5 protein-coding genes are annotated in these 7,952 nt (G+C 70.5%); 2 read left to right on the top strand and 3 right to left on the bottom strand.

Features of this window, described 5'->3' with window-relative positions:
* Positions 1–403: 403 nt before the first annotated feature.
* Positions 404–2,434 (top strand): M23 family metallopeptidase, encoded by a 2,031-nt coding sequence (locus AC1DXK_RS29250; RefSeq protein WP_457108799.1) that lies wholly within the window; start codon positions 404–406, stop codon positions 2,432–2,434.
* Positions 2,435–2,443: 9 nt separating this feature from the next.
* On the opposite strand, the gene gluQRS is transcribed toward AC1DXK_RS29250, so the two are convergent.
* From gluQRS to AC1DXK_RS29235, 3 genes are read right to left on the bottom strand one after another with little or no spacing between them, the layout of a single operon-like run.
* Positions 2,444–3,307, bottom strand: a complete 864-nt coding sequence (gene gluQRS, locus AC1DXK_RS29245) for a tRNA glutamyl-Q(34) synthetase GluQRS (protein WP_477299595.1) — start codon at positions 3,305–3,307, stop codon at positions 2,444–2,446.
* Positions 3,308–3,359: 52 nt separating this feature from the next.
* Entirely contained in the window at positions 3,360–3,641 is a 282-nt protein-coding gene (locus AC1DXK_RS29240) for a hypothetical protein (protein WP_457108797.1), read from the bottom strand.
* A 46-nt stretch (positions 3,642–3,687) separates the two neighbouring features.
* Positions 3,688–5,718: an ATP-binding protein gene (locus tag AC1DXK_RS29235; protein WP_457108796.1), complete on the bottom strand. Its 2,031-nt coding sequence runs from the start codon at positions 5,716–5,718 to the stop codon at positions 3,688–3,690.
* A gap of 207 nt (positions 5,719–5,925) precedes the next feature.
* On the opposite strand from AC1DXK_RS29235, the gene AC1DXK_RS29230 reads away from it, so the two are divergent.
* Positions 5,926–7,569, top strand: coding sequence for a GMC oxidoreductase (locus AC1DXK_RS29230; protein ID WP_477299594.1), 1,644 nt, complete (start codon positions 5,926–5,928; stop codon positions 7,567–7,569).
* The last annotated feature ends 383 nt before the right edge of the window (positions 7,570–7,952 follow it).

The raw sequence follows: 7,952 nt of genomic DNA, 5'->3' as shown, positions 1-7,952 counted from the left end.
GATCACCCCAGTCTCCCAGGGCTCATCAAAGGCAAACAGAAAACCGCCCGGCAATCCCGCCGGCCAATCCCGCCGCTTGTCAGAAGATGGCTCAGCGCCCGGTCCACTCCCGCGGCCGGCGCCGATGAGCCGGGGTATAGATCCACCATTCCGGGCCGTCAACGCCTTTCTGAAAAAACTTCGCCCTGACTCTTCCCCCCTCCCCTCTCGCGTGGCCGGTGTCGGAGGGAGGTGTCCGCGCGCGCGGACGCATCGCGCGATGTCGCGCCTCAATCTCGACACGCTGCGCCGTGAGATGGATCCGTCTGGCGCGCCGGTCGCGCCCGGCTCGGCTAGAGTCCCGCCGCGGATTTCCGGATCCTCCAGGCAGGCCCCATCGCCTTCGTCTTCTCAGGGCCTTCGAGTGAAGCGCGAGCGACTCAAGATCGGCGACGTGGCCGCCCTTTCCCCCGGACGCGGGGTTCAGGAGCCCCTGAATCACCTGGGCGCTACCGCGACGCAGATCGACCGGCGTGCCGTCAACCTGCGCTGGCTCTGCGCCAGCAGCCTCACCGGGCTGACCGGCGCCGGTCTGATCGCGGCGGCGCTCCACGTTTCCCTGCAGGGCGACATCTCCTTCGCGGCCATCCCCGAGAAGGCGACGATCGTGCCCCGGCCTCAGCCGAGCGAGAGCGGCGCCAACATCGCCCGGAAGGGCGACCGACTCGTGCGCAACCTGATGATCGCGTCGGCCAAACAGAGCTTTCGTGCGCCGGTCACGGTCCGCCTCGGGGATCGCGAGATCATCAAGGCCAAGGCCTTCGTCCGGCTGAGCACACCCCTGTCGATGACCACCGGCGTCTACGCAGGTGAGCCGCCGCGTTTCGATCCGATGAAATTCGTCTCCGACGAGCCGTTGGAGCGCGCGCCCGACGCCTCTGCCGATGCCCCCGGGGCCGAGGTGACGGTGGTCAAGCGCGACCTCGCCGACGCGTCCGTGGACGCCAACGCGCCAGCGCTCACCGACGACGACGTCACCGCTCAGGTCGAGGAGGAGCGCCGGATCGCGGCCGAAGCGGGCCGTCGCGCCGCCATTCCGATCGCGCCCCAGATCATGCTGTCGCGGACGCTCCAGCAGGGCGCGGCCGGCGATGGTGACGGTGCGGCGCCGAAGGATGCAAATCCGTTCAAGTCCATCGAGGTGCTGGTCGTCCCCGAGAACGTCACCAAGGTCGCGAAGGTCGAACTGAAGCCGAATGAGGCGCCGCTCGTGGAGGAGCGTGATCTCGCCCTGAAGCGCGGCGAGACCCTCGAGACCACGCTCAAGGCCACAGGTGTTGCCGGCGACGACGCGATCCGCGGCATCGTCGCGGCGCTTGGCGGCAAAGCCCGCACGGCTGCGCTCAGCGAGGGCCAGCCGATGCGCGTCCAGGTCGCCCCAGGACCCCGTCCGGGCGATCCGCGCCAGGTCACCCGCGTGGTGCTCTACGGCGAGAACGGCATTGAGGGGATCGCCGCCCTGAACGACCGGGGCGCCTTCGTCTCGGTGGCGCCCCCCGCCGAGGAGGCGCCCGCCGCCAAGCCGCAGCCCCAGGCCGAGGCCGACGCCGGTGACGACGAGGACGCGGATTCCGGTTCCGGGCCGCGCCTCTACCAGAGCCTCTACGAGACCGCGGCCCGACACGACCTGCCGCGGGCCACCGTCGAGGACATCGTCCGGGTGTTCAGCTACGACCTCGACTTCCAGCGCCGCATCGGCAGCGGCGACGGGCTCGACGTGTTCTACAGCTACGACGACGAGGCCAGCGCCGACCGGCCGGACTTGCTCTACGCGGCGCTCACGCTCGGCGGCGAGACCCGCAAGGTCTATCGGTTCCAATCTCCGGACGACGGCACGATCGACTATCTCGACGACCAGGGCCGGTCCCTCAAGAAGTTCCTCCTGCGCAAGCCGATCGCCGAAGGCATCATGCGCTCGGGCTTCGGCTATCGGCGCCACCCGATCCTCGGCTACGCCAAGCTGCATACCGGCGTTGACTGGGCGAACCCGATCGGAACGCCGATCATGGCGGCGGGCAACGGCGTGGTTATCCGGTCCGAGATGACCTCGGGTTACGGCAATCGGGTCGAATTGCAGCACGTCAACGGCTACGTCACCACCTACAACCACATGTCCCGGTTCGCCCGCGGCATCCGCGAGGGCGTCAAGGTCCGCCAGGGGCAGATCGTCGGCTATCTCGGGTCCACCGGCCTCTCGACCGGCCCCCACCTCCATTACGAGGTGATCATCAATGGCCATTTCGTCGACCCGATGAAGATCCGTGTTCCCCGCGGCCGGGAACTCGACGGGCGGCTGCTCGCCGAGTTCAAGCGCCAGCGCGAGCAGATCGACGCCACCATGCAGAAGTCGAAGAGTGCCACGGCCCTCGCCCAACGCGATGCGGCCGTGCGCTGAGGCGCGCCTTCAGGCGAAGCCGAGACGGGCGCGGATGCTTTCGGGCGTCTCGCCGGCGTGCCGCAGGTCGGCGAGGGATTGCGAGCCGCGCGACTTGGCGAGCTTCGCGCCGGCGGGATCGCGCAGCAGACGGTGGTGATGATAGCGCGGCCTCGGCAGGCCGAGCAGATCCTGCAGGAGCACGTGCAGGTCGGTGGCCGCCTCCAGGTCACGGCCGCGGACCACGTGGGTGATCGCTTCCGCGGCGTCGTCATGGACCACGGCGAGGTGGTAGCTCGTCGGCACGTCCCGGCGGCCGATCACGGCATCGCCCCAGCGCAGCGGATCGGCGGTGATCCTGCGCTCGCCGGTCTCGTCGAAGGCGAGGTAGGCGTGTCCGCGGGAGGCGCAGCGCAGGGCGGCCGCCATGTCGAGGCGCCAGGTATGCGGATCGCCGCGGGCGAGCCGTTCGGTCACCACCGCGGGGTCGGCGTGACGGCAGGTGCCGGGATAGAGCGCTGACCCGTCCGGATCGCGCCGCGGGCCGGCACGCGTTCCGATCTGCGCCCGGATCTGCCCCCGCGAGCAGAAGCAGGGATAGGCGAGCCCGCGGCCGATCAGGCTGTCGAGGGCGGCGCGATAGGCCTCCATGTATCGGGACTGACGCCGCACCGGCTCGGGATAGGTCAGACCGAGCCAGGCGAGGTCGGTGACGATCGCCGCGACGAGGTCCGGCTTCGAGCGTTCGGGGTCGATGTCCTCGATCCGCAGGCGGCAGAGTCCGCCCATCCGGGTCGCGAGCTCGGCATTGAGCAGCGCCGAGTAGGCGTGGCCCAGGTGCAGACGACCGTTCGGGCTCGGCGCGAAGCGCAGGACGGGCACAGTGAGGCTCATGGGCCATCGGGGCGATGCCCGCAGACGGGCGGCCGTCCGCGGGCGTGCCGGGTCACCCGTCGCGGCGGCGCAGGCATTGCGGGGTGCCGGGCTGGCAGGCGATGCCGGGCAGCGAGCAGGCTGGACCCTCGGCGAGCCGCTGACAGACCATGCAGCCGTCGCTCCACTCGAGACAGGTCGGATCCTCGGCCAATGCGCGAGCCGGCGCCGGGTGATGGGCCGGCGCCAGGGCGCCGATCAGCACCGTGGCGATCACCAGAGCGGCCACGCCCCAGGCAGCGAGCGCGCCGCTGGACGAGCGCGGAGCGGGCGGCAGGGGGTGGGCTGTCGACATGGGCGTCCTGTTGGCGCGGGATGCGCCTGTCTGTCAACGCGCCCGGTCATGCCGCCTGGGCGGAGCGGCGCTCCAGCAGGGCCGGGAGGACCTTCAGGTTGAGCGGCTTGGCCAGGAATCCATCGAAGCCCGCCGCCCGGGCGGCGATCTCGTCCTCGCGGCCGGCATTGGCGGTGAGGGCCACGAGGTGGAGCCGCTCGGACCCACCCGACTCGGCCGCACGGATCCGCCGGGCGGTCTCGTGCCCGTCGAGGCGCGGCATCCGCACGTCGATCAGCGCCAGGTCGAACGGACCCTCCGTGTCCAGACGGTCCAGGGCCTCGATGCCGTCGACCGCATGAACCACCACGGCGCCGAGCCGCTCCAGCGCCCGGGTCGCCAGCAGGGCGTTGATGGGGTTGTCCTCGGCGAGCAGGACCCGCAGGCCGCTGCCGGTTCGCGACGGCGTCGCGGGCGGGACGGTCGCGGTCTCGATCGGGCCGTCCGATGCGAGCAGGCGGTCGAACAGGGAGCGGGGGCGGACCGGCTTGATCAGATAGCCGTCGAACCCCGCCGCGCCGGGGGCGCCGAATTCGCGGCGGTCGAACGGCGAGAGCAGGACGAGGCTCGTGCGCACGCCGCAGGCGCGGGCCGCATCGGCGATCTGCCGGACCGCCGCGTCGCCCAGCGCCCGGTCGGCCAGAACCACGTCGAAGGCGGCGCCCGACAGGGCGTCGAGGCCGGAATCCAGGCTGTCGACGATCACGGTGGCGGCCCCGGCCCGGGACAGGCTGCGCGCCAAATAGGGCGCCTGAAAGGGGGAATCCGCTACGATCAGGCAGCGCCGCGCCGCGAGGGGCGGCAGCGGCAAGGGCCGGTCGCCCTCGGTGCCGGCGACGTCGGCCAGCGGCAGCGCCACCCGGAAGGTTGAGCCCCGCCCGAGGCGTGAATCGGCCTCGATCCGGCCACCCATGCGGGTCACGAGCCGCCGGGTGATGGCGAGGCCGAGGCCGGTGCCTTCATGGCTCCGRCTCGAGCTGCCGTCGCCCTGCTCGAACTCCTCGAACAGGATCGGAAGCCGGTCCTCTGGAATACCCGGGCCGGTATCTGCCACGGCGAGCACGACCTCGCCGCCGGCCTCGCTCCGGGTAAAGCCGAGGCTGACGCCGACGCCGCCGCGCTCGGTGAACTTGATGGCGTTCCCCGCGAGGTTGATCAGGATCTGCCGCACGCGGTCGGCATCGCCCACCACGGCGGCGGGAAAGTCCTCGGCGACGTCGAGGGCGATCTCGATCCCCTTGTCCTGCGCCCGCGGCGCCAGCAACTCGACGACGCCCTCCGCGAGCGCCGGCAGATCGAAGGGCTCATCCGCCAGATCGAGGCGTCCGGCCTCGATCCGCGAGAAGTCGAGGACGCCGTCGATCAGGCCGAGGAGGGCCTGACCGCTGGTGCGCACCGCTTCGACGTAGGTGCGCTGCTCGGGGTCGAGGTCGGTCCCGAGCACGAGGTCGGCCATGCCGAGGATGCCGTTGAGCGGCGTGCGCATCTCGTGGCTCACGGTCGCCAGGAAGCGGGACTTCGCCACGCTCGCCGACTCGGCCCGCTCCAGGGCGGCGTCGCGGCTGCGGATCGCCTCGACCCGCGCCGTCACGTCCCGGCCGGCCCGCAGCCAGTGCATCGCATCGCCGTGCGCCACCGGCATCTCCACGAAGGCGAACCAGCGCAGGCGGCCGTCCGCCGTGCGGACCTGCGCCTCCGTGCGGCGGACCCCATCCGGCCCGATCTCGACGGCGTGCCGGTCGACGATCTCCAGATCGGCCTGCGAGCCGATCAGCGCGATCGGCTCCTGTCCGAGCAGGTGGGCGAAATCCTCGTTGGCATAGGTGATGCGCCCGCGGGCATCCCGCTGGACGATGATCTCGGTGGTGGCGGCCACCAGAGCCCGGTAGCGGTCCTCGCTCTCGCTGATCCGCCAGATGCGATCCTGCAGCCGCTCGGCCTCGCTCTCCGCGCGCCGCGTCCCCCGCATCCACCAGACGCCCAGCGCCAGCAGGGTTGCGATCGGGAGCGCCAGGACAAGCGCCATCGTGTCGGTCATTCCGGCCTCCCCGGCGGCAGGCCGGTCCGGGGCAGGATCGCAGGCGAAGCTGAAGGCGGCGTTGGGAAAGGCGCTTAACCGGCGGTTGCCGGCATCGGCGGGTTTCCGCCGATGCCGGCACGGTGCGTCCGAAACACCGGAGCGGCGTGATCCGAACAACGGCTCGCGAGTTGCCTGCCTGGACAGAGGCCCGGACGGAGACGGCACATGCCCGGTGAGCACTACGACGTCATCATCGTCGGTTCCGGACCCGGCGGCGGCACGATGGCTTGGCGCCTCGCGCAGACCGGCAAGCGCATCCTGCTGATCGAGCGCGGCGACTACCTGCTGCGCGAGCCGCGCAACTGGGACAGTCAGGCGGTGATCGTCGATGGCTACTACCAGGCTCAGGAGACGTGGTACTCGTCCGACGGCAAGAGCTTCCACCCGGGCCTGCACTACTACGTCGGCGGGAACTCGAAATTCTACGGTTCGGTCCTCTTCCGCCTGCGCGAGAAGGACTTCTCCGAGATCCGCCACCAGGACGGCGTCGCGCCGGCATGGCCCGTGGGCTACGACGCCTTCGAACCGTATTATCAGGCCGCCGAGGAGCTGTTCCACGTCCACGGCCTGCGCGGCGAGGATCCGACCGAGCCGTGGTCGACGAAGCCCTACGCCCATCCGCCGGTCTCGCACGAGCCGCGGATCCAGGAGCTGTTCGACAACCTGAAGAATGCCGGCCATCACCCGTTCCACCTGCCGGTGGGCGTGCGGCTTGTGGAGAGGGAAGGCCRTGCGGTCCCGACCTCGCCCTGCATCAAGTGCGAATCGTTCGACGGCTTCCCCTGCCCCACCAACGGCAAGTCCGACGCCCAGACCATGGTGGTCGATCCCGCCCTGCGGGACTGCCCGAACCTGACCCTCCTGACCCGCACCTACATCGAGCGCCTCGTCACCGATCCGTCGGGGCGCTCGGTGACGGGGGTCATCGGAAACCGGGACGGTGCTCCGTTCGAGGCGTCGGCCGACATCGTGGTGGTCGCCTGCGGCGCCCTCTCCTCGGCGCTGCTGCTGCTCCGCTCGGCCAACGCGCAGCATCCGAACGGCCTCGCCAATGGGTCGGATCAGGTCGGGCGCAACTACATGCGACACAACAACTCGACCGTCCTGGCGATCTCGAAGGTCCCGAACCCCACCCGGTTCCAGAAGACGCTGGGCCTCAACGATTTCTACTTCGGCGATCCGGACCCGAAGGACGGCTGGGATTTCCCCCTCGGCCACATCCAGATGGTCGGCAAGTCGGACGGCGCCCAGATCCACGGCGAGGGCCTGCCCGGCTTCCTGCAATGGTTTCCCGACAGGCCCTTCGACTGGATCGCCAGGCATTCCATCGATTTCTGGCTGACATCGGAAGACGTGCCGCTGCCCCAGAACCGGGTCTACTATCGGGACGGCAAGGTCCATCTCGATCTCACCGAAACGAATCAGGAGGCCCACAGGCGGCTGCGGCACAAGCTGCGCGAGATCTGCAGCGTCACCGACATTCATCCGCACCTGTTCGACCGGTCGCTCTATCTCGGCAAAAACGTCCCCATCGGCGGGACGGCCCACCAGGCCGGCACCCTGCGCTTCGGCGACGATCCCGCGACCTCGGTGCTCGACCGGGACTGCAAAACGCACGAGCTCGACAACCTCTACGTGACCGATGCCAGCTTCTTCCCGTCGATCGGCGCCGTGAATCCGACGCTGACGATCATCGCCAACGCCCTGCGGGTCGCGGACCACCTCGTCGCGCGGATGGGTGCACGGGACGCGATCCCGCCGCCCCGGCTGTTCGACCACACCGAGCCGCGTGCGCCGCTGTCGGCCTGAGGCGCGGCGGCTTGGGAGCCGGCGATCCGGTCCGTGCCCCTTTTCCTGCGGAGCCTCGAAGCGGACCTGGATGGCGAGCGCCAGGAATCGCGTTTGCGGCGGGAGGGCTCTTTCGGATCCGCGCGCCGCGCTCCGGCCCATCGGGATGTCGGCCTGTCCTCGGACATGGGTGATCGTCCCCGCGCGCCTGTTGCGCCGGGGGCATGGCCCAGGTGACGCGACGAGGGACGCGGGACGCCGCGGGAACCCTGTGTCGGCCATGATACGCGCGGGATCCGATCCCCGCGGCGCCCCGCGGCATCGACCGGGCGCCTCCCCCGGCCGGTGCCGTCTGTCTCGTCGCGGCGTCTTGCCGGCGCCCCGGTCCTGCGACTCCGTTTCAG

This window comes from Methylobacterium sp. P3_A11, from assembly GCF_056403155.1.
Note: the sequence above shows the minus strand (reverse complement) of the source record. Positions and strands in the feature narration are given on the sequence as shown.

Bases quoted from the DNA above. Each gene is read 5' to 3' on its own strand.
- AC1DXK_RS29240 (WP_457108797.1), bottom strand. From the start codon at position 3,641: ATGTCGACAGCCCACCCCCTGCCGCCCGCTCCGCGCTCGTCCAGCGGC.
- gluQRS (WP_477299595.1), bottom strand. From the start codon at position 3,307: ATGAGCCTCACTGTGCCCGTCCTGCGCTTCGCGCCGAGCCCGAACGGT.